This is a genomic window from Eubacterium sp. AF16-48 (assembly GCF_003479405.1).
GTDB classification, from domain to species: domain Bacteria; phylum Bacillota; class Clostridia; order Lachnospirales; family Lachnospiraceae; genus Eubacterium_G; species Eubacterium_G segne.
The window spans coordinates 128,401-154,096 of the sequence record NZ_QUHB01000002.1 but is presented as its reverse complement, the minus strand read 5'-3'; the positions used below and the strand labels follow the sequence as shown (position 1 = coordinate 154,096).

28 protein-coding genes and 1 pseudogene are annotated in these 25,696 nt (G+C 34.9%); 1 reads left to right on the top strand and 28 read right to left on the bottom strand.

What is annotated here, in order from left to right; genetic code table 11:
- Window positions 1–2 precede the first annotated feature (2 nt).
- The gene (locus DWW68_RS03020) at window positions 3–3,041 is read right to left on the bottom strand and encodes a glycoside hydrolase family 2 TIM barrel-domain containing protein (RefSeq protein WP_118588817.1); all 3,039 of its coding nucleotides are present in this window, start codon (window positions 3,039–3,041) and stop codon (window positions 3–5) included.
- Window positions 3,042–3,240: 199 nt separating this feature from the next.
- Between DWW68_RS03020 and DWW68_RS03015 the strand changes: the two genes are divergently transcribed.
- Window positions 3,241–4,104: an AraC family transcriptional regulator gene (locus DWW68_RS03015; RefSeq protein ID WP_118588816.1), complete on the top strand. Its 864-nt coding sequence runs from the start codon at window positions 3,241–3,243 to the stop codon at window positions 4,102–4,104.
- 266 nt (window positions 4,105–4,370) lie between these two features.
- On the opposite strand, the gene DWW68_RS13680 is transcribed toward DWW68_RS03015, so the two are convergent.
- The 27 genes and pseudogenes from DWW68_RS13680 to DWW68_RS02885 all read right to left on the bottom strand — a co-directional run bounded on the left by DWW68_RS13680 (window position 4,371) and on the right by DWW68_RS02885 (window position 25,687).
- Window positions 4,371–4,709, bottom strand: coding sequence for a DUF5688 family protein (locus DWW68_RS13680; protein WP_243053005.1), 339 nt, complete (start codon window positions 4,707–4,709; stop codon window positions 4,371–4,373).
- A gap of 26 nt (window positions 4,710–4,735) precedes the next feature.
- The gene (locus tag DWW68_RS03005) at window positions 4,736–4,996 is read right to left on the bottom strand and encodes a hypothetical protein (protein WP_118588815.1); all 261 of its coding nucleotides are present in this window, start codon (window positions 4,994–4,996) and stop codon (window positions 4,736–4,738) included.
- A 46-nt stretch (window positions 4,997–5,042) separates the two neighbouring features.
- A complete protein-coding gene (locus DWW68_RS03000) occupies window positions 5,043–5,498 on the bottom strand; it encodes a GNAT family N-acetyltransferase (RefSeq protein ID WP_118588814.1) in 456 nt (151 codons plus the stop codon).
- A gap of 109 nt (window positions 5,499–5,607) precedes the next feature.
- The gene (locus DWW68_RS02995) at window positions 5,608–5,865 is read right to left on the bottom strand and encodes a hypothetical protein (protein ID WP_118588813.1); all 258 of its coding nucleotides are present in this window, start codon (window positions 5,863–5,865) and stop codon (window positions 5,608–5,610) included.
- 54 nt (window positions 5,866–5,919) lie between these two features.
- Window positions 5,920–6,822, bottom strand: a complete 903-nt coding sequence (locus tag DWW68_RS02990) for an AAA family ATPase (protein ID WP_118588812.1) — start codon at window positions 6,820–6,822, stop codon at window positions 5,920–5,922.
- Between the two features lie 41 nt (window positions 6,823–6,863).
- Window positions 6,864–7,415, bottom strand: coding sequence for a hypothetical protein (locus tag DWW68_RS02985; RefSeq protein ID WP_118588811.1), 552 nt, complete (start codon window positions 7,413–7,415; stop codon window positions 6,864–6,866).
- Window positions 7,416–7,590: 175 nt separating this feature from the next.
- A complete protein-coding gene (locus DWW68_RS02980) occupies window positions 7,591–8,037 on the bottom strand; it encodes a hypothetical protein (protein ID WP_118588810.1) in 447 nt (148 codons plus the stop codon).
- Window positions 8,038–8,198: 161 nt separating this feature from the next.
- Window positions 8,199–9,149 carry a hypothetical protein gene (locus DWW68_RS02975; protein ID WP_118588809.1) on the bottom strand — a complete coding sequence of 317 codons (951 nt, stop codon included), beginning with the start codon at window positions 9,147–9,149 and terminating at the stop codon, window positions 8,199–8,201.
- 119 nt (window positions 9,150–9,268) lie between these two features.
- Entirely contained in the window at window positions 9,269–9,802 is a 534-nt protein-coding gene (locus DWW68_RS02970; protein WP_118588808.1) for a hypothetical protein, read from the bottom strand.
- A 342-nt stretch (window positions 9,803–10,144) separates the two neighbouring features.
- Entirely contained in the window at window positions 10,145–10,831 is a 687-nt protein-coding gene (locus DWW68_RS02965; protein WP_243053003.1) for an endonuclease/exonuclease/phosphatase family protein, read from the bottom strand.
- Between the two features lie 550 nt (window positions 10,832–11,381).
- Window positions 11,382–11,567 carry a hypothetical protein gene (locus tag DWW68_RS13675; protein WP_243053001.1) on the bottom strand — a complete coding sequence of 62 codons (186 nt, stop codon included), beginning with the start codon at window positions 11,565–11,567 and terminating at the stop codon, window positions 11,382–11,384.
- The gene (locus tag DWW68_RS02960; RefSeq protein ID WP_243053000.1) at window positions 11,567–11,962 is read right to left on the bottom strand and encodes a class B sortase; all 396 of its coding nucleotides are present in this window, start codon (window positions 11,960–11,962) and stop codon (window positions 11,567–11,569) included. Before DWW68_RS02960 ends, DWW68_RS13675 begins: the two co-directional genes overlap by 1 nt.
- A 115-nt stretch (window positions 11,963–12,077) precedes the next feature.
- On the bottom strand, window positions 12,078–12,524 hold the full coding sequence (locus DWW68_RS02955) for a prealbumin-like fold domain-containing protein (RefSeq protein WP_158576791.1): 447 nt from the start codon (window positions 12,522–12,524) through the stop codon (window positions 12,078–12,080).
- Window positions 12,502–12,637 (bottom strand): annotated as a pseudogene (locus DWW68_RS02950) (ParA family protein); the annotation flags it as partial. The pseudogene DWW68_RS02950 and the gene DWW68_RS02955, both read right to left, overlap by 23 nt.
- A 352-nt stretch (window positions 12,638–12,989) precedes the next feature.
- Entirely contained in the window at window positions 12,990–14,087 is a 1,098-nt protein-coding gene (gene tsf, locus DWW68_RS02945; protein ID WP_021952693.1) for a translation elongation factor Ts, read from the bottom strand.
- Window positions 14,088–14,112: 25 nt separating this feature from the next.
- A complete protein-coding gene (gene rpsB / locus DWW68_RS02940; RefSeq protein ID WP_118589011.1) occupies window positions 14,113–14,859 on the bottom strand; it encodes a 30S ribosomal protein S2 in 747 nt (248 codons plus the stop codon).
- Window positions 14,860–15,050: 191 nt separating this feature from the next.
- Window positions 15,051–17,123, bottom strand: coding sequence for a type I DNA topoisomerase (gene topA, locus DWW68_RS02935; protein ID WP_021952695.1), 2,073 nt, complete (start codon window positions 17,121–17,123; stop codon window positions 15,051–15,053).
- Between the two features lie 32 nt (window positions 17,124–17,155).
- Entirely contained in the window at window positions 17,156–18,247 is a 1,092-nt protein-coding gene (gene dprA / locus DWW68_RS02930) for a DNA-processing protein DprA (protein WP_021952696.1), read from the bottom strand.
- Window positions 18,244–19,764 (bottom strand): YifB family Mg chelatase-like AAA ATPase, encoded by a 1,521-nt coding sequence (locus tag DWW68_RS02925; RefSeq protein ID WP_021952697.1) that lies wholly within the window; start codon window positions 19,762–19,764, stop codon window positions 18,244–18,246. Before DWW68_RS02925 ends, dprA begins: the two co-directional genes overlap by 4 nt.
- Before the next feature lie 77 nt (window positions 19,765–19,841).
- Window positions 19,842–20,501, bottom strand: coding sequence for an RNA polymerase sporulation sigma factor SigK (gene sigK / locus DWW68_RS02920; RefSeq protein WP_118588807.1), 660 nt, complete (start codon window positions 20,499–20,501; stop codon window positions 19,842–19,844).
- A 57-nt stretch (window positions 20,502–20,558) separates the two neighbouring features.
- Window positions 20,559–21,785, bottom strand: a complete 1,227-nt coding sequence (locus DWW68_RS02915; RefSeq protein WP_118588806.1) for a U32 family peptidase — start codon at window positions 21,783–21,785, stop codon at window positions 20,559–20,561.
- A gap of 19 nt (window positions 21,786–21,804) precedes the next feature.
- Window positions 21,805–22,449: an O-methyltransferase gene (locus DWW68_RS02910; RefSeq protein WP_021952700.1), complete on the bottom strand. Its 645-nt coding sequence runs from the start codon at window positions 22,447–22,449 to the stop codon at window positions 21,805–21,807.
- A gap of 24 nt (window positions 22,450–22,473) precedes the next feature.
- A complete protein-coding gene (locus DWW68_RS02905; protein WP_021952701.1) occupies window positions 22,474–22,884 on the bottom strand; it encodes an endolytic transglycosylase MltG in 411 nt (136 codons plus the stop codon).
- A gap of 12 nt (window positions 22,885–22,896) precedes the next feature.
- Complete coding sequence (locus DWW68_RS02900) at window positions 22,897–24,558, bottom strand: ribonuclease J (protein WP_021952702.1); 1,662 nt, start codon at window positions 24,556–24,558, stop codon at window positions 22,897–22,899.
- Between the two features lie 50 nt (window positions 24,559–24,608).
- Window positions 24,609–24,875, bottom strand: coding sequence for a DUF1292 domain-containing protein (locus DWW68_RS02895; RefSeq protein ID WP_118588805.1), 267 nt, complete (start codon window positions 24,873–24,875; stop codon window positions 24,609–24,611).
- 50 nt (window positions 24,876–24,925) lie between these two features.
- Window positions 24,926–25,345, bottom strand: a complete 420-nt coding sequence (gene ruvX / locus DWW68_RS02890; RefSeq protein WP_118588804.1) for a Holliday junction resolvase RuvX — start codon at window positions 25,343–25,345, stop codon at window positions 24,926–24,928.
- A gap of 81 nt (window positions 25,346–25,426) precedes the next feature.
- Window positions 25,427–25,687 (bottom strand): IreB family regulatory phosphoprotein, encoded by a 261-nt coding sequence (locus DWW68_RS02885; protein ID WP_021952705.1) that lies wholly within the window; start codon window positions 25,685–25,687, stop codon window positions 25,427–25,429.
- Window positions 25,688–25,696: the final 9 nt, after the last annotated feature.

The following is a 25,696-nucleotide window of genomic DNA, read 5'->3' as shown; positions in this document are numbered from 1 at the left end:
TATTATCCTTTTACATACGGTATCAGTGTAAACTGAAACCGAAATAATACATCATCAAATCGGTACTGCTCCAATACAACCGGTCCACAACTATTAGAACCAATGCCATTTAATGCGTAGTCAACACAGAATACTACACTATCTGATTCTATTAATTCATAATTATGCGTTTTCTTCTCAAGTTCTTCCTGTGTATAATAAGAAGCATTGAATGAAAATGCCTTTTCTGCGGATGCCGCAATTCCATATCGGCTGTTGTTAAACTCTACATATTCACAATCATAATGGCTTCCATTTTCCTGTGGACGGATATAGTCCTCATGTAAATCCCCTACATCTGCCCGGTACAAACCGTGGCTCGCAGCCTGATGTTTATCACAATAACTTTCCTGTGGTCCCATTCCAAAGTATCTTACAGCTGAAAGTTTTTTATCCAGGAACATCCTCACACCAAATCTCGGAAGATCCGGAAATTCATCGTCTTTTGTTACTGCAATATCTGCATCAATCTTTCCAGCAGCTTCTATTTTCCATGTAATCGTCACATCTAGAATCTTCTGTACTGTCTCTGCCACAACGGAAGCATGGCTTGTAATCTTCACACCATGTTTTCCCTGCACAACCTCTGTCGTATAGGCTCTTGTGTAAGCCTTATCATAGTGGGCTTTCTTCCATTCAGACTTGATGTACATATCGTTATCTGTTGGAGCTCTCCAAATATTTAATTCCATCGGATGGTTCAAGTATTCCCGCCCTGCGAATTTCATCTCTGTAAAGAGCGCGGTACGTTTGTCTATGGTATAAGCAAATTCACGTCCCTTGATATGAATCTGTGTATCATTTTCACTTACCTGTAATTCAGAGTCCACTGCTGTTTTTTGCAGCCATTTCTCTGCAAGTTTGCATTTTGTATCCTCTTTACTTACCTCAATTTCATCGAATCCAAGAATATGGTCTCCATCCAACAATGGCAATTTCTTTTTCAGATGGTAAATAATTTTTAAATAACATTTCCCATCTTCTGGTACGTTGACCTTCAGGTTTGTTTTTCCTTCACTGTGTGGTGCTGCTGAAACTTCTGGAAGTTTACCTTTGCTGATTACAAGACCATCCTGTGTCAGTTCATAACAAATTTTTACATAATCTTTTAAATCATCAAAATCCATGTAGTTATGAAGCACCAAATCTCCGCTTTCTTTGTCATAAGAAATAACTCTTGCCGGACGATATACATTCTTGTATTCCAAAAGTCCTGTATGTACAGTTCTGTCCGGATATACTAATCCATCCATACAGAAGTTGCCATCATGAATTTCTTCGCCATGGTCGCCCCCATAAGCATATATAGTCTTTCCATTCTCAGCAGTTCCATGAGCAATCGCATGGTCACACCATTCCCAGACAAAGCCACCGCACATTTTATCGTTATCCTGAATCATCTGGAAATAATCTTCAAAATCCCCAGGTCCATTTCCCATGCTATGGCAGTACTCTACCAAAAGAAATGGTTTGCTTCCGTCCTTGTCCAAATATTCCTGAATCTCAGAAAGTGCCGGATACATCCGGCTATACACATCCAAATTGCTGTAATCATATGTCTCATCATAATTACGGTATCTTGCACTCTCATATTGTGTGATGCGGTCTGGATCAAAATTCTTTGTCCATTCCAGTGCTTTTTCAAAGTTGCAGCCATAAGCACTCTCATTTCCCATTGACCACATGACAATACAAAAACGGTTTTTATCACGTTCCACCATGAGTTTTACGCGATCAACGATTGCCTCTTCCCATACCGGATCATCTGCAATCTTCTCATTCCATCGTTTGAACCGATTATAATCAGTGTCTTCTTTTCTGTAGATCATAAATGGACCATGAGCTTCAATATCTGCTTCATCTATTACCATAAATCCATACTTGTCACACATTTCATAGAAAAATGGTGCGTTCGGATAGTGGCTGGAACGGATTGCATTAAAATTATGCTGCTTCATTAACGTAAGATCGGTTGTAATCTGTTCCAGATTGATTGTAAATCCAGTAACCGGATCAGAATCATGTCGATTGACACCACGGAATTTAATCTTCTGTCCATTTAAATAAATAACCTGGTCTTTAATCTCTATCTTTCTTAATGCAATGTGATCTACAATTACTTCATTCTCTGTTTCAAGAATCAGTTTATATAGATATGGATTTTCTGTATTCCAAAGTTCCGGACTTGCGATTTCTAATACAGCTGTTCCTTCTTCAGCAATACTTCCTAGTGCTACAACTGCTCCGTTTCTATCTTCAATCGAAATTTTTACATTTAACGGAGAGTAGAATTTCATTTCAATTTCTACTTTTGCAAGCATATCCTCAACTCTTGTTTTAATATGATAATCACTGATTGCCTGTTTTGGGCGTTTCAAAATGTACACATCCCGGAAAATACCACTCATACGGAATTTGTCCTGATCTTCCAAATAGGAACCATCACACCACTTCATTACCAACACTGCCACCGTATTCGTTCCATCCTGAAGTACATCGGTAACATCAAACTCACTGGTCATATGCGAAACCTGGCTGTATCCTATGTAAGAGCCATTGATCCATACGTAAAAGCAACTGTCTACTCCTTCAAAGTTCAAAAAAGATTTTGGTGCTTTCTCATCTCTACTGTACTCAAAAGTATGTACATAGGCTCCACACGGAATGTCCTGTGGCACATATGGTGGATCAAACGGAAATGGATACCGGATGTTTGTATACTGGTGTGTATCATATCCAGCCATCTGCCATACACTCGGAACCTGAATCTCATCAAAATTTTCTGTATCATAATCTTTCTCAAAGAAGGGTTCCTGAACATCATAGATACTGTTAAAATACTGGAACTTCCAAGTTCCGTTCAATAACTGCATTCGGTCTGACTCTTCCCTGTGCTCCACCAGGTTATCCATTCTTTTGGATGCCGGAATATAATAGGCTCTGGCTGGCATTGTGTTTTCGTGCAGTACGCTTAGATTTTCATAATAACGTGGTACGATCATAAATAACTCTCCTCCAATACATATACTTTTTTGTTCTTTGTTTTCCTAAAGCAAACCTTATGCTTTACTTTTTGTTTACGTTCCTTAGTTATGTTATATATAGCTTATCCTAATTTGCAAAATATGTCTATGAATTGGATTAGACAAAATATGCACTAAATGATACAATGATAAAAAGTACGAAAAGAGGTGCTGTCCTATGTATTTGAACACCGGTTATTTGAACCACTCACATATGGATTTCAAAGACAAAAGTCGTCCGCTGATTGTCGGTAGCTGTGGTACTTACCGTCTTTCCAGACATCCCAAACTTCCGACCTACCGTCCAAGGGGTCGTCTGGATTATCAGATTATATATATCACTGCTGGTTGTGGGCATTTTCATTTTGATAATGTAAATAATGAAACGATTGTTCCAGCCGGCAACATTGTACTGTACAGACCGAAAGAACTCCAAAAATATGAATATTACGGAGAAGATAAGACAGAAGTATACTGGATTCACTTCACAGGAAGCAATGTGAAAAATATCTTACGTCAATATGGGTTTCCGGATAAAGAACGTGTCTTTCAAGTGGGTACATCTAATGAATATGAACAAATTTTCAAACGTATCATTATCGAGCTCCAACGCTGTCAAGATAATTATGAGGAAATGCTTGTCCTTTTGCTACGTCATCTTCTGATTGGTTTCCACCGGGAACTGACAAGAGAGCACATATTAAAAAATGAATATCTTGATCATGAGATGGATAATGCTGTTACCTTTTTCAGTGAAAACTACAGTCAAAATATCAATATTGATGATTATGCTGCCTCACGAGGCATGAGTGTCAGCTGGTTTATCCGAAATTTCAAAAAATATACCGGTTCTACACCAATGCAATTCATTGTGGGAATCCGCATCAACACTGCTCAGATGTTACTTGAAACAACAACTTATTCCATCAATGAGATTTCTAAGATTGTCGGATATGATAACCAGCTTTATTTCAGCCGGCTTTTTCACAAGCTGAAAGGATATTCGCCAAGAGAATACCGAAAGCTGAGAAACAAATTCTGAAATCCACAAAGAGGATACCAACGAATTATCAAAACAATGATTTGTAATATCCTCTTCTCACTTTTGCTATTCTTATTTTACAAACTCAGCCGTTTTCATTTCTACACTATCCGGATCTACTGCTTCTATATAATTTTGTGGTTGCCGCAATTTATTACATACCATGATTCCAAGAGTAATAGCAAATACTCCCACAGCAATAAGAAGTACAGCAATAATCTTCTTTAAATAACGCTGTTTATGACTACTATCTTTTGATATCTGTATCAGTGTATCTTCCGATTTTTTTCTACATTAGTTACCTCAATATCTTCACCTGCCAAAGTATCTGTTGCAAGTCTTAGTGTCCTTAAATCTTTGTCGTAGCAATACACCTGATTTGAAAGTCGGTCATTAATGTCTACCTGGTCCATATTGATTTCATAAACCATTTCCGCCCATTCATCAGGTGAACCAAAATCAGCTGATACGGCAATAACTTCATGGATACTTGATGGCAAGATATACAGGTCACTCCCAATTTTTTCTGCCAATTCATGTAGTGGCTCCTCATACAACATTGAAGCTGCTCCGAACAATTTACTTTCATTTGTTATAACGTACATTGAGCGTTCATCCTGAGTTTCCATCATTACTTCTTTGAATTTTTCTTTTTTAAAACATCTAAATAATTACATTTTCCCTCCTCGTTAAACTCTATTTTTTCTAATTCATATTCATCTTCTTTAGTCGTTACAATATAACACTGTTCTGGAACCATTTTCTTTCTATTTCTTCCAAAACTAATTTCACAACTATATTCATAATTGTATCCATGCAGAATATATTTTGATTCCTGCTGATTTTTTATTGTTAAAACTTTATCCAAACAAAAAAGACAACCTTCTGCCATTCCTTAATTCCTTTCTATGTTTTTTCTATTATTAATGCATGATTATTTAAACAAAAAATTCACTTCCTTTTGTAATAATATTTTTCTTTAAAACATGAATTATTGCGGATTTAATAATCCTCATTGTTACTGTCTCTCCTTCTTCAGACACATACCTTTTAAATCCTAGCTTTATTAATAATTCTATTGTTGCTATATTATCTGTAAGAGTAACAACATATATTTCTCCCTTTTTTATTATTTTATTGTCTATTGATAAGCCTTCTGTAAAAAACAAATTTATAATTTCTATGCACGCTTCTTTTGCATAGCCTCTTCTTCTTTCTGGTTTAGATATATAAAATTCTATTTCAAAATTAATTTCTTTGTGAAAACCCACATATCCTATAAAATCTTTTTTGTTCTTTCTATATATGGAATAGATACATTCACAGTTACCTTTTCTTTCAAAATAATTTCTAAACTCTTCTAAATGCTTTTCTTTGAACTCAAGACCCGTAATTTTCGAAAATTTCCATCCTGTCTGAGCATTTTTATAAACGCTTCATCATCTCTGGAATTTTTTCCCGGAATAAGATATAAGCGACTCGTTTCTATAATTTTACCTGTATTCATAATTGTTTATCTAATAACTCCTGAAGTTCTTTCTTTGTCTCTGCCCTATTATGTATTGTAAATTCTCTACTATGTATATCTGTAATAGCCCGCGCCTGCTCCTTATCAAACCCATACTTTTCTAGCTTTTCTATATAATCATTCAAATTTTCAGATGTATCAGCTAAATACATAACTTGATTATGATGTTCCTGCGCCCAGACGACCGCTTCTAAAATTGATATTCTTCCATTATTGTTACTATTTGTTTTCATATAATATCATAACCTCCAGCCATTTTATGATTAAACAATATATGCTATTTCTTTTTACTTTTCTTCTTCAAGCAAACTTTCAGGTTCATTCTTAATTCTGTTCAAAGTTTTCAGCTCTTCTTCTGTTAACGTTTTTTCAATTACAATAGGAAATTTTTGTTTTTGTACTTTCAAAAAAAGCGTATCCATTATCGAACATTTTCCACAATTATGGGGACCTAATAATTTAAAATGTCCTATTTGTGGTGGGTAATTCCAACCTGCATCAAATGCTTCCTGGGCTGTGCAAAAAACCTTTGTGCCACATACTTCGCAATAATGCCAAAACGGACGTGTATTCATGCTTTCAATCAATGCTAATCGCTGTTCCCTTTTTTCTTTATCTTTTTTCAACTTTTGTGCTTCTTCTTCAAGGTCTTTATATGCATTCTTAACAATTTCATAATTGGGAGTATCCATACGCAACCTTATATCCCCATCTATAACCTGATATATTTTATTAAAACCTTCAACAGGATTCGGAAATTCTATTTCATTCTTTTGCGCTTTAATCTCAGAGACATTTAATTTTCGTTTGTTTATGTATTTTTCCCAAACTGAGTCCGTTGGACACATTACATAAACTTCTATATTTATATTTTTTATCGCTTTTCGAATTGCATCAATGTATGCTATTCTACGTTTTGTTTTATATAAAGTATGCTCTACCACTACATTCTTTTTTTCTTTTAATGCTTCAATAATATCAACTAGAATAGCCTCATTCGCATTCTTTAAACATTCTATTTCTTCCATAAAAGAAATGCATCCAAATTCTTCCATTTTTTTATAAGCTGCTTGCTGATAATCATACACATTCAGGATTATTGTATTTTTATCTTCAGAAAAATGATTTTTAATAAATGTTGTCTTACCTGAAGCTGCAGCACCTATAACAAATTTAACTGTCCTACTCATAAAATTCTCCTTTAATATATTTTTCCCGTTTAGTTTCCTGATTACTTATATTTTTCTATTTTTGGCTTTCCAACATATTCAATATCTAATAGTTGATTAAATCCATCAAAGAAATAGGCATTGTTATTCACTAAAATTGTTCCCCATAAGCTTGAAGGAATATTCTCTTTCTTCTCTATGAATATTCCCTGTGGTTCTACACTCCAACTACCGGCTTCATACGCAATCAAATCTTCGAAGGAAATAATTACGCTTTCTTTGTACCTCATATGCTTAATTTTAAATTTAAAGTCCTTTAATTCCAATTCAGGATATTCACAATATGAATATAACGGAGCATACTTCACAAGCAATTCGCTATTACATTCGCCAAATCTATATGTTCTGTTGCGACTAATATTCATTCCTTCCCAAAAGGATGGTATGTAATGCTCATTTCCCTTAGGGTGATCCCTATTATATCTTACTAATATTCCATCGTTTCCTGTGTTATGAATTACATCAAAATAACCATATAGGTCGTTAAAACTAAGCGCAACTTCATTCCTTGTTCTCTTATCGATTAATACAAATTGAAACTCATCTAACCGCATCTCATCATTTTCCTTTAATATATGTTAATACACAACAATATTTTTTATTAGTTACCTGTAACTATCCACAATTTTCTACAATGTAGGAGCCATAATTCATATATGTCATTGTGGTCCTACATTATATACTTTGAGTTGCGGAGCATTGTTTTTTGACTTTTGGTTTATATAATTTTTATCCAACTCTAACTATTGCTCCACCTAACGATTTAACAATAATTGTTCCAAACTCTTCGAACTCAATCTCATATATTCCATTCTTTAATTTTTCTTTATCAAAGTTATAAACCATAGCATACAAATATTTTCCTTCTGGTCTTTCAAACGGCCAATCTTCTTCATTTTTACTTACATATAGTAATGATAACATTCCAAAAGAATCTTCTACTGCATGATAAACTATTCCCTCATATGTTTTTTCAAATTTCTTTATTATTTCTGCGTACTTAGGGATATAGTCAATAGTATCAATAGAACCTACCATACCCCCTGCTGTCAAATAAGAATAGTAAACTTTGCCCTGTTCAAAATATTTAACAAGATTTGGATTTAAGTCTAATGATGATGTTAAATTTTTAAGCCTATCAACTGCCTCTTCTTTCATTTTTTCTCTCTTATCCATATTTTTTCTCCTTATGTTTTAATCTATGTTAAATTAATTATACTTTTTATTATCTTGATATTTGGACATAAATCTTTATTTTTCGGACATAAATCTTTTTATAACATAAAAGACACCTCATTTTGAGATGCCCTTTACAGATAAATTTTGTCTATTTAATTTTATACCTCAACATCAAATTTCTTCTTTATGATTGTTTTCAATGTCTCTAACATTTTTTCGCAATACAACAGTTTTTCTGATTGACTACTACTTCCAAAAAATTCCTCACATTTTTTAATTTCCTCCCGTACTTCTTCTCGAGAATTTCCTAAATCGAACTCTAATTTTTCTTTTACTTTATTATATAAATTATAATTATTTTTCGCTATTTCATATGTACAATCAAAGAATCTAAGTTCTTTGCAATTTTGATACCATATATCTCCATATTTAATTCCCGGATAACTACCTTCATATATTATTATATTGAATGGTGATATTATTTCTTGCCATATACTATATTGAACTGTAGAATCATCAAATATTTCTTTTATATTCTCTTTTATCATCATTAGATGATTTTCATAACATTTTCCTTGATAATTTTTGCTATTAGGTACATAATTAAAAAAATCTGATGTATACATAATTTCTATCAACTGCGCGAGTAACGAATATATATATTTAATTTCAAAACAGTATGGAATTTCCTCATTTATAGGTGTTAGCAATGTTCTTCCAAAAATCTTCTCTACCTTCCTCAAAAATAGATAACAGGTTTTATCTGATGCCACTAAATTAGGACTTCCTTTTTCTTTATTATTGATAATCCTATTATGTATTCTGTATATTTTCTTTCGTTTCTGCTCTTTTACACGTTCTAATTCTTTATCGCTATACAAGTCGACATTTTGAATAACTTCTCCTATGCCCACAATTTCTCCGAATGATGCAAAAAAATCTGACTTCGTCTCTATTTGATCTGTATTTGATTCCATATATTCCACCAATAGATCACAATATTCTTCCATGTCATAGTCTACTTTCTTAATCTTTCCCTCTTCCTTAAAGCAAAGAGGTCTGTAGAAACCTCCTTTTTTAATATCTTTGTAAATATTATCTTTTTTCATAATCACACCTACTTTCTTATATAAATATCACACTGTTAATAAATATAAATTTTATACTTTATTAAAAATATTATATCTCTATTGTGTTCTTTTGTATTTAAGTATGTACCATCACATATTTAAATATCTAATTCTTCCATCTTTATTATCTCAGATTCGACTGCTAAAATTTTCATTTTATTTATACACTTTCTTTTTTGTAGATATTTAGTAGTACTTTGGTTTCCTCCTCTTTTGTTTAAAAAATAATTAATAAGAGCGTTCAAAAAAACCGTATCTGATATATCTTCTGCTGTAATATTAGAATTTTTTTGCTTTTGAGTTTCTGATAAATCTTTAGCAATATCATATGATGTGAATAGCTGTTTTCCAAATAAATATTCTTCTGCAAACTTTTCATTCTTTAACAAAATCTGTGAAAAACTTCGTAAAGCTTTCCCTGGTGTAGTCAATTCTAAACTACTTTTGAGTAAAATAACTAATTTATTGCTTTTTATTTCCAGAATATTTATCTCTTTTGAATTGTTTCTTTGTGAGCATACTTCATTGTATTTTTCTGCTGATTCATATAAAAAATCCTTGTACTCCACTAATGATTTTGGGGGTTGTGGCAACGCAAGTTTTAACCCAACTCTGTATTCGAAATATGTCATTTTATTTATTCTCCTCTTTTCACATTTTTTAATATTGTCCGAAAACATAAATCGTAATGATGATTTTTTGTTTGTTTTTTTTTATTACATTCATTATTATAATAAGAAACATTTTATTCATTATTACTGTAACGAAGGAAGTTAAAATATTCACTGGATTTACAAGCAATTTCACTTCATAATCTGTCGCTCTTGATTGGTTCATATATTTATAAATCAATCTTTTAACGCTTTCAATATCTTCAGGTGTTAGTTTATTAAATTCAGTTTTATAAAACTGCTTTAGAACTTTTTAACTCACATCTGCTTCCTCCTATCCACCTAATTAAAATGTTATTAATATTAAATAATTGTTGCTTTTATTATCGCATGATCTGGCTTACCATTTGGCTTATCTGCAGATTCCTTCGTAACATTTGAATATCTTGATTGATTAATAAAATTCCAATCATAATTTACTGTAATCGATCGGTCACTAATATTTGTAATCAAATGATCTAATTGAATTTTATCTCCATTCTTGTGAACAAAGGAATACCACTCCCCTTCCGTATATATTGGAGTATACAAACTATAACCTTTTTTCATTGATTTATTTAATGTTGTATTTTTAGGTGTTGACCATAAATTTCCCCAATACGCATTGTAATCGCCTATACATAAAACATCATGATTTTGCTTAGACAAATAATCATCCAAAGCCTTAAATTGATTCTTTTTATAATCCATATTTTCATTGTTTATATCCACTTTAATTCTTACACCAATTATTGATAATGGACGACCATTCCACATAACCTGTATTTCATATAAATTCGGTAAATTATTTCCTGTCAAAACTTCATCACCTGTTTTTACAGTAGGCTTATTATAGTCAAAAGTTTCATCAAAATTAAATGTTTTATACTTTAGGGCAATTAAAATTCCGTTAAATTTTGTTGTAGTTGAAACAAACCACTGATAACCATTTTCTTCCAATTTACTGATATAGTAATCAAAACCTTTCGCAATAACGAACTCAGTTAACACAATACAATCCGGTTATTCATTGAGTATTTCATCAATTACCCAAGGTAAAAGATTATAACCATTATTACTTGGAATTGTTGCTGACATTCCTATATTCCATTCGTATATTTTCATTTTTTTCGCCTTTCTTTTCTTATATAAATATCACTTCGAAATATTTCATTTTTTGCTTCCGTTCTTAATTATTATAGTTCTTTTTATTTCTATTTCAAGTTTTTTTTCAAAAACACAAAACAGAATATAGAGAGGCTAAAATAACATTATCTAAAGAAGAGATTTACAATTTTTTATCAGGATATTATCCCCACCATCTAACACAGAGAGAAATTTCAAAAATGTTAGGAATACCGTTTAGAGAAGTAATAGCCTTCACACAAGCTATGAATTATTACTATCACGCATGTAAAAGTAACACTCCATCTTTTCAAAATTTCATATCTGATGCAGACGTGGTTGAAAATATTTTCAAAAAGTAAAATTCTTTCTATACCCCTATTGGTGTATTTTATATAATTATCTATTTCACTTTCTAAATCCGATACTTTATGTTCTACACACATTCAGACATAATATTTCTCCCAATAACCACAATTCTCCAATCATCCCCTCTTCCATTATCACAAGTAGACAACATTAATATTTGTCCACCATACCTAGGCTTATCCCCAGTTTTCCACAAACTCTTCTCTGCCACCTTATCAACAAACTCTTCATACTCCTCCTCATTCCCTGCCATTACAGATTCCAATACTGAAACTCATATACGTTAACACTCATCACTGCAAACACTTCATACTCTCTCTTTTTATCCGTTATAAAATATATCTTCCTGTGCTTATTAAAAAACTCCTTATCCTTATACCGTTCTAATGCTCCAAACATTTTTCCACCATTTATGTTATGACCGTAAATAATCAGATTGTCCGATTTGTTCACATCACAGTATGCACTTAAATAAGGTGTTCCATAAAAACTGTAATTTCTGTTAAAATCATGGTTTAAATAAAAATCCGGATTATCCTTTGTCTGCATCACAGGATAACTTATGGTTGTTCCCGGTATTTCCACATAACCTATGCAGTCCTTGTTTTTCTTTACAAGACCATTTACATCAGACTTCTTTTCTGTCACACTTTCCTGTATGTTCTTAAATTCATTCTCATACTTTCTCTCTGCTCTTTTTTCCTAAAAAAAAAGGACAGCTGCAATCACAGCCATCCCCAATAAAAGAAGTATCAGAGATATTTTAATTATTTTCTTCATCGTCCTTCTCCTTTTTGAAATTGTATTTTAACTTGTCCTTTGCTCTTACGCATGCAAAACATCCAAGTGCAAGCAATAACGTAATAAGTGAAACCACCATTCCTGCTGTCTTTCCATTAATGCCTGTCTGTGGTGTGTCAGGTACCACAGGGATTCTTTCATCTGTAACTGTAAGTTTCTGAACCTTTCCTGTGTCCTTAATTCTTATTTTTTTATCCTTTGCAACCTTATAGTGTTCCGGTGCATCCACTTCCTTAAATGTGTAGGTTTCTCCTGCCTTAAACATGCCTTCTATGAATTCTGCTTTCTTTCCAGTTGTAAACTCATATACCTTCTTGCCCTTGCTGTCATATACCTTGTACTTTGCACCACCAAGCTGTTTCTTTGTGTCTGATGCAATCTTGTTGCATGCTACCCTGTGGGTCTGCATCTATTAACAGAACTCTCTTCCCCTTTCTTACTAATCCAATACCTAAATTAACTGTTGTGGTAGTTTTTCCTACTCCCCCCCCTCTGGTTTGCTATTGCAATTACCTTACACATTTCTTTCTTCCTCCTTATACATTTTTTAGAATGAGAACTCATATCGGCTCTGATTATTGTGTTACATTTTCGTCTTACTAAAGAAACAGGAAGACTTCGCATCTAATTTGGTTGAACCAAAATTTTCCCAAATCAAACCAAAATAAACCAAAATTCTACGATAAGACGTGATAATTTATAATATTTTATGAATTTAAGATATTTTGCATTTTCAGGATTCAGAAAGCAAAAAAAATCCCTCAAACATACTAAAAATAGTACATTTAATGGATTTTCTTCTCTATAATGTGGGTTTTCACCCGTTATAAAATAGAATTCTTTTTTATAAAATCAAGTTATGATAACTTATGATTTATTTCATCTGTGCAGCTACTTCTTCAGCAAAATTCTCTTCTTTCTTTTCAAGACCTTCACCTGTTTCAAAACGAACGAATTTCTTAAGTGCTACTGTAGCGCCAACTTCTTTTGATACTTCATCAAGATACTTAGCAACTGTCTGCTTTCCGTCTGCAGCCATTACATATGTCTGGTCAAGAAGGCATACTTCCTTTAACTGCTTTGATACACGACCTTCTACTAAACCATTGAAAATCTTGTTTTCCATGATTTCTGCTTTGTCGTTCATAGCGATTTCTGCTACTGCTGCCTTTGCTTCTTTTGAAAGGAAGTTGAATAAGTAATTTAAGTTACTCTTCTTCTCTTCATAAATAGCAATATCTTCATCGCTCCAAGCCTTGCTTTCTACAGCCTTGTTGAGTAAGTTCATTAAAATAGGCTTTGGAAGTGTATCAGGCTCGTTTAATGCGCTGTCAATTGTGATTTCTCTCATCTTAGCAAGTTCATCTGCAGAAATATCATTTCTTGAGATGTACTGTGGGTTCATAGCTGCAATCTGCATAGCAATTGTCTTAATTGCTGCTGTTACAGCATCATTTGCAGGAGCATCAGCTTCAACTAATACACCAATCTTTCCACCTGCATGAATGTATGATGAAATAACACCTTCTGATTCTAACTTTTCAAATCTTCTAATGTTCATGTTTTCACCGATAACAGCGATCTGTGATACTAATTCATCCTTAACAGTCTTAGCAGGATCAAGAATCCAGGCTTCGCCTAATAATTCTTCAACATCTTTAGCGTCTGAAGCAACAATCTGCTTAGCAACATTACCTACGAATGTCTGGAACTTTTCGTTCTTAGCAACAAAGTCTGTTTCTGAGTTAACTTCTACGATTGCAGCCTTACCGTCTTCTACTAATGTATAAACGATACCTTCTGCAGCGATTCTGCCAGACTTTTTAACTGCTGTAGCTTCACCTTTTTTTCTTAAAACTTCAATAGCTGCTTCCTGATTACCATCAGTTTCAACTAAAGCGTTTTTACAAGCCATAACACCAGCACCTGTTAATTCTCTTAATTCTTTTACCATTGCTGCTGTAATTGTCATAATTCTATTCCTCCTGAAATCTATATTATTCTTCTACTGTCTCGTTAACTTCTTCTGTTTCAGCCTCAGCTGTTTCTGCTACCATTTCTTCACCCTGGTTAGCTTCAATAACAGCATCTGCCATCTTAGAAACAATAAGTTTAACTGCTCTGATAGCATCATCGTTACCTGGGATAACGTAATCTAATTCTTCAGGATCACAGTTTGTATCAGCAATACCGATTAATGTAATTCCAAGTGCATGAGCTTCCTGAACGCAGATTCTTTCCTTCTTAGGATCTACAACAAAGATAGCATCTGGGATTCTCTTCATTTCCTTGATACCGCCAAGGTTCTTTTCAAGCTTATCCCATTCCTTCTTAATATTAACAACTTCTTTCTTAGGAAGAACATCAAATGTTCCATCTTCAGACATTCTTTCAATATCTTTTAATCTCTTAATTCTTGACTGAATAGTCTTGAAGTTAGTAAGCATACCACCTAACCATCTTTCGTTAACGTAGTACATACCACATCTCTGTGCTTCTTCCTTAACAGCATCCTGAGCCTGCTTCTTAGTACCAACAAAAAGGATTGTACCACCTTCCTGTGCAATATCAGATACTGCCTTGTAAGCTTCATCTACTTTACCTACTGACTTCTGTAAGTCGATGATGTAGATACCATTTCTTTCTGTGTAGATGTATGGAGCCATCTTAGGGTTCCATCTTCTTGTCTGATGTCCAAAATGAACACCTGCTTCTAATAACTGTTTCATTGAAATAACGCTCATTTTAATACCTCCTGGTTTTTTTAATATTATTTTTGATATCGTCCCGGCAATTATTCCGGCAAATATCATACCTTCCATCTGCTTCACCGAATCAGACAACCCCGAGCGTGGGCACCCGTCTGCTTCTCCACCGATGTGCTTAATGCAACTTCATTATCATACCATATATAAAAAACATTGGCAAGATTTTTTTACCTGTCTTTGTTTTCCTTACTTTCAACATAACCACACTCTGCATTGGCACAGGCTAACTTATTACCTTTTTCTACCATATAACCTCCACACTGTGGACACTTCTTTGTGGATGGCTTCTGCCATGACATAAAATCACACTCCGGATAATCAATACATCCGAAATATCTTCTGCCCTTTTTGGTTTTTCTGATGATAACATCCTTTCCGCATTTAGGACAAGGCACTCCTGCCTTTTCAAGATACGGTTTAGTATTTTTACACTCAGGAAATCCCGGACATGCCAAAAACTTTCCGTGAGGTCCATACTTAATTACCATTCGTCTGCCACATTCTTCACAGATTTCCTCGGACTCCTCATCGGCAATTTTTATTTTTTCTAATTTCTTTTCAGCTTCCTTTACCATTTCATCAAGGTCAGGATAGAAGTTTCTTATGATTGTCTTCCATTCCACGGTACCCTCTTCCACGGCATCAAGAAGTGATTCCATATTGGCAGTAAAAGCTGTATCAACAATAACGGCAAATGCTGTTTTCATTACATTATTTACCGCTTCTCCTAATTCGGTAACATACAGATTTTTCTTTTCTTTTATAACATAGCGTCTTCCAATAATTGTGCCAATAGTAGGTGCATAGGTACTTGGACGTCCTATTCCCTGCTCTTCCATTGCCTTTACCAGGGCTGCTTCAGTAAAGTGAGCCGGTGGCTGTGTGAAATGCTGATTTTCCTCAAATTCCACAAAATCCAGTTCCATTCCTTTTTCTAACTTGGAAACAGTATTATTTGTTACCACTTTTTCGTTATCACTGTCTGTATAAACCTTCATAAATCCGTCAAAATCCAACTTAGATGTTGCAGCATTAAAAATATATTTTCCTGCGGCAACCTTTACATTAGTTGTCTCATATACTGCACTTTGCATACGGCTTGCAACGAATCTCTTCCATATTAATTGATATAATCTGAACAAATCCCTTGGAAGCTGTGCCTTTATACTATCCGGAAGAAGGGTAACATCTGTAGGTCTTATGGCTTCGTGAGCATCCTGTATCTTTTTACCGGATTTCTTTGTAGTAACCTCTTTAGTCATATAGCTTTCGCCATAGTTATTTTCAATAAAATCCTTTACCTGGGCTTCTGCTGTTTCAGAGATTCGTGTGGAATCTGTACGCAAATATGTGATAAGACCGATACTTCCACGACCTTTTATTTCCACACCTTCATATAACTGCTGGGCTATTCTCATAGTCTTTTGTGTGGAAAAATTAAGAGCCTTTGAAGCTTCCTGCTGCAATGTACTTGTGGTAAAAGGAACCGGTGCCTTTCTTGACCTGTTGCCTTTTTTTACATCACTTACAGTGAACCTTGCAGCCTTTAATTCCTTTACGATTCCATCTAACTGCTCTTTTCCCGTGATTTCAATTTTTCCTTTTTCATTTCCGTAAAAGCTTACCTTGAAATCCTTCTTATTGTATTTCAAAACCGCATCCATATCCCAATATTCCTTAGGAATAAATGCGTTTATTTCATCTTCTCTGTCACAAAGCATTCTTAATGCAACAGACTGGACTCGTCCTGCACTAAGTCCTCTCTTTATTTTCATCCATAGAAGCGGGCTTATACTATATCCAACCATTCTGTCCATAACTCTTCTTGCCTGCTGTGAATCCACAAGATTCATGTTTATCTCTCTTGGATGCTTAAGAGACTCCTTTACTGCCGGCTTTGTAATTTCATTAAATGTAATTCTGGCAGTTTTCTTTGGGTCTAATTTTAATGCATTAGCCAAATGCCATGAAATAGCCTCTCCCTCACGGTCCGGGTCAGTTGCCAGATAAACTTTGTCTGCTTTTTTTACACAGCGTCTAAGTTCTGCCAGCTTGTCCCCTTTTCCACGTATGGTAATATATTTCGGTTCATAATCATTTTCAAAATCAATACCCATCGTGCTTTTTGGCATATCTCTGACATGACCATTTGAAGCTACAACTTCATAATTTGAACCCAAAAATTTTTTAATTGTATTCACTTTTGCCGGTGATTCCACAATAACAAGATATTTTGCCATAAGACTTCCCCTTAACTAAAAATAATCTGAATTTATGTATTTTTTATGGAAAAATAGTTCTCATAAGGTTGTTCTATAAGTCCTTCTAATTGTAATTTCAGCAACATTGTAACTATCTTCTCATATACTATGCCTGTAGTTTCTATTAATTCATATATACTTTTTGGCTGTAAACCTAACTCACTATACAACATCAAAAAATCTTTTTCAAGTATTTTTTCTTTTGCCTTTTCTTTCTTTTGCTCATAATATGCATTATATCCAAGGTCTGAGAGAATGTCATCCACATTTGTAACAATACCTGCTCCTGACTTTATAAGCCTGTTACATCCCTGACTTAATTTGTCGTCTACCCGCCCCGGAACCGCCATTACATCTCCTCCCTGCTCTAATGCCCACTCAACAGTTATTAATGAGCCACTGTTCTCCCTTGCCTCTATTACCACTATTTTGTCCGCCAGCCCACTTATTATCCTGTTCCGCTGTGGGAAATGCCATCCTTCCGGTGAACTTCCCGGAGGATATTCCGATATAATTCCGCCATTATTTATTATGTCCCCATATAACTCAATATTTTCCACCGGGTAGCAAATATCAACGCCACTTCCAATAACTGCATAGGTACTCATACCTCCCTCTATTGCTCCTAATTGACTATATGTATCAACTCCCCTTGCCATTCCACTTATTACCTGCACGCCCCTTTCCGACAGCTCTTTCCCTATTTTTTTTGCCATGTTTCTTCCATAATTAGAGCATGCCCTTGCCCCTACCATTGCCACTGCCGTGGCATTTTCATCCGGTAATTTTCCTTTGTAAAATAAAAAATAAGGTTTATGGTCAAAAGGTATAAGTTTTTCAGGATAATTTTCATCATCTACCGACACAAACTTTATATTGTTTTTCTCAAGTTTTTCAAAATATTCCTTAGGATTAAATCTTTCAATATGCCTTAAAAGTTCTGCTGCTTCTTCACTTTTAAGTCCCCCTGCCTCCACTAATTTCTTCTGGGTTCCATTAAATATTTCCTGTACATCTTTTAGATTTTTCATTATTTTTTGAATTTTTGTAAAATACATCTTAGGTGCCGTGGCTATGCATCCCCACATTTCCTGCTTGTTCATAGTCCCCTCCTTACTGACATGGCTTTATAACTTACTGCCTCTGCAATGTCCTCATATTTTATTTCCTCATGATTTTTTAAGTCCGCTATGGTTCTTGCGGTTTTTAATATTTTTTCATACGCCCTTACACTTAAATCCATATTTTCATATATCTGTCCTATAAGTTCCTGCTCTTTTTTTCCAAGATTGCAGTATTTCTTTATGTTTTCTCCTTCTAACTGACTGTTAAATCTGATTTTTTCATTTTCATACCGTTTCCTCTGAATCTCCACAGCCTTATTTACCCTTTTTCTTATTTCTTCTGAACTTTCCTCTGAAGACTCCCTTGTTAAATCAAAAAAATCCACATTATTCATATGTACGCACAAATCAATTCTGTCTAATATTGGACCACTGATTTTTTCTAAATATTTGTTTACATCCCTTTCCGTACAACTACATTTATTTCTGTCGGGATAATACCCGCATTTGCAGGGATTCATTGAAGCAAGAAGTATAAAATCCGCCGGAAATGAATATGTCCCACCTTTCCTTGATATGACAATTTTCTTGTCCTCTAAAGGCTGCCTCATAGCCTCCATTACTCCTCTGGAAAACTCCGTAAATTCATCCATGTACAGCACTCCCCCGTGAGCCATGGTCATTTCTCCCGGCTTTGGATTTATTCCGCCCCCTGTCATGGCCGTTACCGTTGTGGTATGATGAGGATTTCTAAAAGGCCTTTCTCCTACCAGATTTCCCTCTAATTTCCCTGCTATACTTTGTATTTTTGATATTTCTATTTTTTCATTTTGTGACATCTCAGGAAGTATGGTTTTCATAGCCTTGGCAATGGCAGTTTTCCCTGTTCCGGGCGGCCCCACCAGCAAAATATTATGCATGCCTGCCGCAGCTATTTCCGCTGCCCTTTTTGCCATTACCTGCCCCTTTATCCACTTAAAATTATGTTCATAAACTGTAGATATATTTTCTTCTTCTATTTCTTCCTTTATTTGATAATTCTTATATCCGCCACTTACAAGTAACATAACCAGTTCATTTAAATCTTCTACTCCAATTACCTTTATGCCCTTTATATATCGGCATTCTCCAACATTCATAGCCGGCACAAAACAATATTTCATTCCCCTTTCCATAGCATGCAAAACTATAGGTAAAACTCCATTTACAGCTACTACCCGTCCACTTAGGCTAAGTTCTCCCACAAACATTTTATCATCTAACCTGCACTTTATTATATCAAGGCACCACAAAATAGACACTGCCACCGGCAGGTCAAAATACGTTCCTGCCTTTCTTATGTTTCCCGGAGAAAAATTAATTGTTATCCGCTTAGGTGGAACTAAAAACCCCGAATTTTTTATTGCTGTTCTCACCCTTTCCCTTGACTCTTTTATATCATAAGACAAAAGGCCTACCATATCAAAAGATGGCAGACCATTACATATATCTGTTTCAACTATTACAGGCAGTACGTCCACTCCCATAATAGCTGCACAATTTACTTTACACACCATAATCTATCCTCTTTGTATATTAAATTTTGGTGTCAAAAGTGCTATTCTTTTTTCATTGTCATATTGACTATTTTATATCACATTAAGTATGAATTGTCAAAAGCTTTTTTCAATTTTTCCAGTGCCTTTTTTTCAATTCTGCTAACATAGCTTCTTGATATATTCATTGCTTTTCCTACGGCTTTCTGGGTCATAGCTTCCTCTCCCCCTAAACCGTACCTCATAACAATAATTTCCCTTTCCCTTTTTGACAGAACCTTTTCCACATATTGCCTTACCCTTACCACATCTTCCGCATTTTCCATTTGCTTTAGTGCATCAATTCCGTCATTTTCCATAATGTCCATAAGGCTTATTGTATTACCTTCCTTATCCATCCCAATAGGTTCATTTAGTGACACTTCCCTGTTTTTCTTTTTTTCTCCCCTAAGCATCATAAGCAGTTCATTTTCAATACACTTTGATGCATATGTCACCAGTCGCTTTCCCTTTTGGGGATTGTAGGTATTTACCGCCTTTATAAGGCCAATTATCCCTATGGAAATCAGCTCTTCATTCTCCCTGTTTTCTGAATAATATTTTTTGGCTATGTGAGCCACAAGCCTTAAATTTCTTTCAATTAGTATGTCTTTTGCTTCCTTGTCTCCATTCTGAAATCTCTCTATCCAATGATTTTCTTCCGTAGGTGTCAAAGGTTCCAAAAAACTTTTCACACTTTCCCCCGCGACATACTTAATTATATTATCTTATGATAAATCGCCATTTCCCGTGCATGTCTTTACAGGTTTATTTTACTACTCTTTTACTCTAAGCACGTCTCCCCTTTCAGGAGTCTCACTTAATTTAACCAATAACTTCTGCTTTGGGTGAGGACAGCTTTCCATTTCATTCCCCTCCTCATCCTTTATGGAAATAACATTAACCTCTATGTCCCTTCCATCCGGCTTCATTACTTCTATTTTTTCCGAAACACTAAATTTATTCTTCTGTTCAAGAACAAATTCACCATTGTCTGAAACTTCCCTTACAATTCCTAAATATACATAATCTCTCTCATATACGTTGTTATCATATATCTGAGTTGTTTCGTCAGGCTTTCCAAAGAAAAATCCGGTAGTATACTGTCTGTAAGTACACTGGGAAATCCATTTTCTGTAAAGCGGAAGATTCTCCCTGTATTTGTCAGGGCTTTCTAAATAATCATCAATTGCTTTTCTATAAGTTCTTGCAACTGTAGCCACATACAAAGCTGTCTTCATTCTTCCTTCAATTTTAAAGCTGTCTATTCCTGCATCAATTAATTCAGGAATATGCTCTATCATACACAAATCCTTTGAGTTAAATATATATGTGCCTCTTTCATTTTCCTCCACCGGCATGTACTGTCCCGGTCTTGACTCTTCAACCACTGCGTATTTCCAGCGGCACGGATGGGTGCAGGCTCCTTTATTGGCATCTCTTCCTGTCATAAAACTGCTAAGGAGGCATCTGCCTGAATAGGAAATACACATTGCTCCATGGACAAAGGTTTCAATTTCCATATCATCAGGAATATTCTCCCTTATCTGCTTAATTTCATTAAGGGACAATTCTCTTGCGGAAACCACTCTTTTTGCCCCTAAATTGTACCAGAAATTGTATGTTCCATAGTTAGTGTTATTTGCCTGAGTGCTTATATGAAGCTCCATATCCGGCAGAATTTCCTTGGCTATGGTAAATATTGCCGGATCAGAAATAATAAGTGCATCCGGCTTAACTGTCTTTAAATCATTGAAATATACCTTAACCGGCTCAATATCCGCATTATGAGCCAAAATATTTGCCGTAACATATACTTTCACTCCATGCTCATGGGCAAAATCCACTCCTTCTTTCATTTCCTCTAAAGAAAAATTTTTAGCCTTAGCCCTAAGGCCGAAAACTTCACCACCAATATATACTGCATCTGCACCATACCTTACAGCTGTCTTTAACACTTCAAGACTGCTGGCAGGCACTAACAATTCCGGTTTTCTTCTCATATTAAAACACTCCTGTCTTCTATTTTTTAACAGATATTGTTATTCCATCACCTATTGGGACAATACTTGTCTCTAATTCCTCATGATTTTTTACTACTTCTAAGTATTCCCTCATTCTTTTATGAATGGTTCTGTCTCTTCTTTCCACCACAAATCTTGACTCAATAAGGTCTCCTTCCTGCAATACATTATCTGTAATGAGAACTGCTCCTTTTTTCATCAGACGCAAAACCTCCGGCAAAAAGTAAATGTACTGCGCCTTTGCTGCATCCATAAATACAAAGTCAAACTGTTGTGACGGAAGAGTCTTCATAACCTCTGTGGCATCGCCTTCAAGAAGTTCAATAATCTGTCCTTTTCCTGACAATTCTATATTTTTTTTAGCCTCCACAATTCTTTTTTCATAATTTTCAATTGTGGTAATTTTCCCGTCTTCATCTATACATTCACTCATTAAAATGGCTGAGTACCCTACTGCGGTACCCAGCTCTAATATTCTTTTCGGCTTTTTAATGTATAACATTACCCTTAGAAAGCTTTCCATTTCCTTTCTTATAATAGGTACGTTATCAATATGTGCCTGTTCTTCAATTTTTTCCAAAACTTCGCTGTTTGTTTTTTCTAATGAATGTATATATGATACTATCCTTTCGTTTACTATCATATTATCCTCCATAATACAGGGCAATTACTGTGCATCTTCCCCTTGTTCAGTTGTATTTTCCTTTTTATTCTCTTCCGGACCTGCGCTTATGGTTTTAAAAATTTCTTCCCCTGTCCATGAAGTGTTAAAGGTATAGGTTCCGGGCTTTATGGTTTTTACAGTATAAATATATGACTGTACCACAAAAGCATTTGCATCTTCTATTACTCCATATTCTTCCAAGGTTTTGCCAAACTGCTTTATGGTTGTGCCTTTGTCAACAGTAAAGGTCATGTCCGTTCCCGGCTCTTCCTCAACACCATTGCTATTAAATATCTTTGAGCCAAAATTAAAGGCTGCTGTGGCACATACCACAATTATAATAACCATTACAATATATTTAAGCATCTTTATTGATACATTGGCAAAGCCCTGTGAAGTTTTCCTATTATTCATATAAACTCCTGACTATTCAACTTCCATTATAATTGGCAGAATCATTGGACTTCTTCTCATGGTCTTCCACAAATATTCTCCAAGACTGTCTTTAACAACCATTTTGATTTTTCCCCAGTCCACATTTCTGCCTTCAAGACATTCCAAAAGTGCCTGTGTTACTACTTCCTTTGCATTTTCAATAAGGTTTTCAGATTCTCTTACATAAACAAATCCACGGGTTACAATATCAGGTCCTGCAAGAATCTGATTTGAATATTTTTCCAGTGTAAGAACAACTATTATTATTCCGTTTTCTGCAAGGTTTTGTCTGTCACGAAGAACAATATTTCCAACGTCACCTACTCCTAATCCGTCAACTAACACGGAACCTGCCGGAACTCTTCCTGTAATGCCTGCACTATCCTTACCAATGCTTAAAACATCACCGGATTCCATAATAAACACATTTTCCTTTGGTATTCCCATATCCTGTGCCAAACGTCCGTGCTGTCTTAAGTGCTGATATTCACCATGCACCGGAATGGCATACTTAGGCTTAATCAAAGCATACATAAGCTTAATTTCTTCCTGGCATGCATGACCTGAAACATGGGTGTCCTGAAAAATAACGTCTGCTCCCTGCTGGTATAATTCATTCATAACCTTTGATACGGCTTTTTCATTTCCCGGAATAGGTGTTGAACTAAATACTATGGTATCATTTGGTTTAATACGCACCTTTCTGTGAAGAGATGCTGCCATACGTGACAGAGCTGCCATGGACTCACCTTGACTTCCTGTAGTGATAAGAACTAACTGGTCATCAGTGTAATTTTCCATTTCTTCTATACTGATTAGTGTATTGTCAGGAATCTTTAAATATTCCATTTCCCTTGCTACGGAAATAATATTTACCATACTTCTTCCTTCAACAATAACTTTTCTGTTATATCTGCATGCCGTATTTATAATCTGCTGCACTCTGTCCACATTAGATGCAAATGTAGCAATAATAATTCTGTTTTTAGTGTGTTCTGCGAAAATATGATCAAATGTTTTTCCTACTTTTCTCTCTGACGGTGTAAAGCCCGGACGTAAAACATTAGTGCTGTCACACATAAGTGCCAAAACTCCACGTTTTCCCAGTTCACTAAATCTCGCAAGATTTATGGCATCACCAAATACAGGTGTATAATCAACCTTAAAGTCTCCGGTGTGTACAATAACCCCTACCGGCGTATGAATAGCCAATGCTGCTGCATCTGCTATACTATGGTTTGTTCTGATAAATTCTATTCTGAAACCTCCTAAATGTATACTTTGTCCGAATTTTACAACTTTTCTCTTAACTACATCAAGGAGCTCATGCTCTTCTAATTTTCCTTCAATAATTCCTATGGTAAGCTTTGTTCCATATACAGGAACATTAATTTCCTTTAATACATATGGTAATGCTCCAATGTGGTCTTCATGTCCATGGGTTATTACAAAACCCTTAACCTTATCAATATTTTCTCTTAAGTAAGTAATGTCTGGAATTACACAGTCAATTCCCAACATATCGTCATCAGGAAATGACAAACCGCAATCCACAACAATAATACTGCCATTGTACTCAAAGGCAGTCATGTTCATTCCTATCTGTTCAAGACCTCCCAGTGGAATAATTTTTATATTTGAATTTTCACTCATCTATTATTTTTTCTCCTTATTATCTCAAATTTACCCTTCTAATAAATATCCTATTTTGAAATATCTATGTCCTCTAACAGTTCAGAAAATACTTTTCCTATGTAGTCTATTTCCGAATCTTCAACTACCATTTCATAAACTGCCTCTTCATCTTCTTCCTTTGATACATCCTTTAAGATATAAGCCTCAGCCTCTTCTTCGTCTCCCTCGTCTTCCGTAACAAGAAGATAATTAACATTATTAATTCTGGTTTCCTCAACCACATACATTTCTACTTCATTTCCGTCTTCATCAATAAAAACAATCTTTTCTTCCATTAAATAAAATACCTCTAACTATTTTTCCTTAAAACTGATTTAAACTAAAACTAATTATTGCTGTTTAAATAATCCTCTAAAATAACCTGTGCTGCAACCTGGTCAACATATTTATATCTGTCTCCCCTTTTAATACCTGCTAAGTCCATAATCTCATAGGCTTCCACCGTGGTAAGCCTTTCGTCCTGAAATATTATTTCAAGGTTAGTCCTTCTGTGTAACATAGTTGCAAACTCTTTTGTTTTCTCCACTCTTTCTCCCTCGCTGCCGTCTAGCATAACCGGGTAACCCAACACGATTTTATAAACATTATATTCATTAATAAGTGCTTCAATTCTTGCCAAAGTCTTCCTTAACTTATTTGGCGAATCTCTTCTGACTATTTCAATTCCCGTAGCAGTAAGACCTAACTCGTCACTTACAGCCACTCCCACTGTTTTTGAACCGAAATCTAATCCCATTATTCTCATAGTTTAACCCTTAATCTTTTATTTTACGCACTTTACCTAAAAAAGAGCATAGCTACTAAAGCTACATTTTTTTCAACGCAGTTATTTTAATTTATTATTAATGTAATATTTTACAGCCTCTTCTATGAGCTCATCCCGCTCGACTTTCATAATAAGACTTCTTGCATTTTTGTAACTTGTAATATAAGTCGGATCTCCGGACATAATATAACCCACTATCTGGTTTACCGGATTATATCCTTTCTCAGCTAATGCCTCATATACCTTTTCGAAAATCTCTTCCACGCCTAACTTAGTTTCAGGCTGAACTCTAAAAAACTGTGTATTGCCTAAATTGCTCATCTTATCACG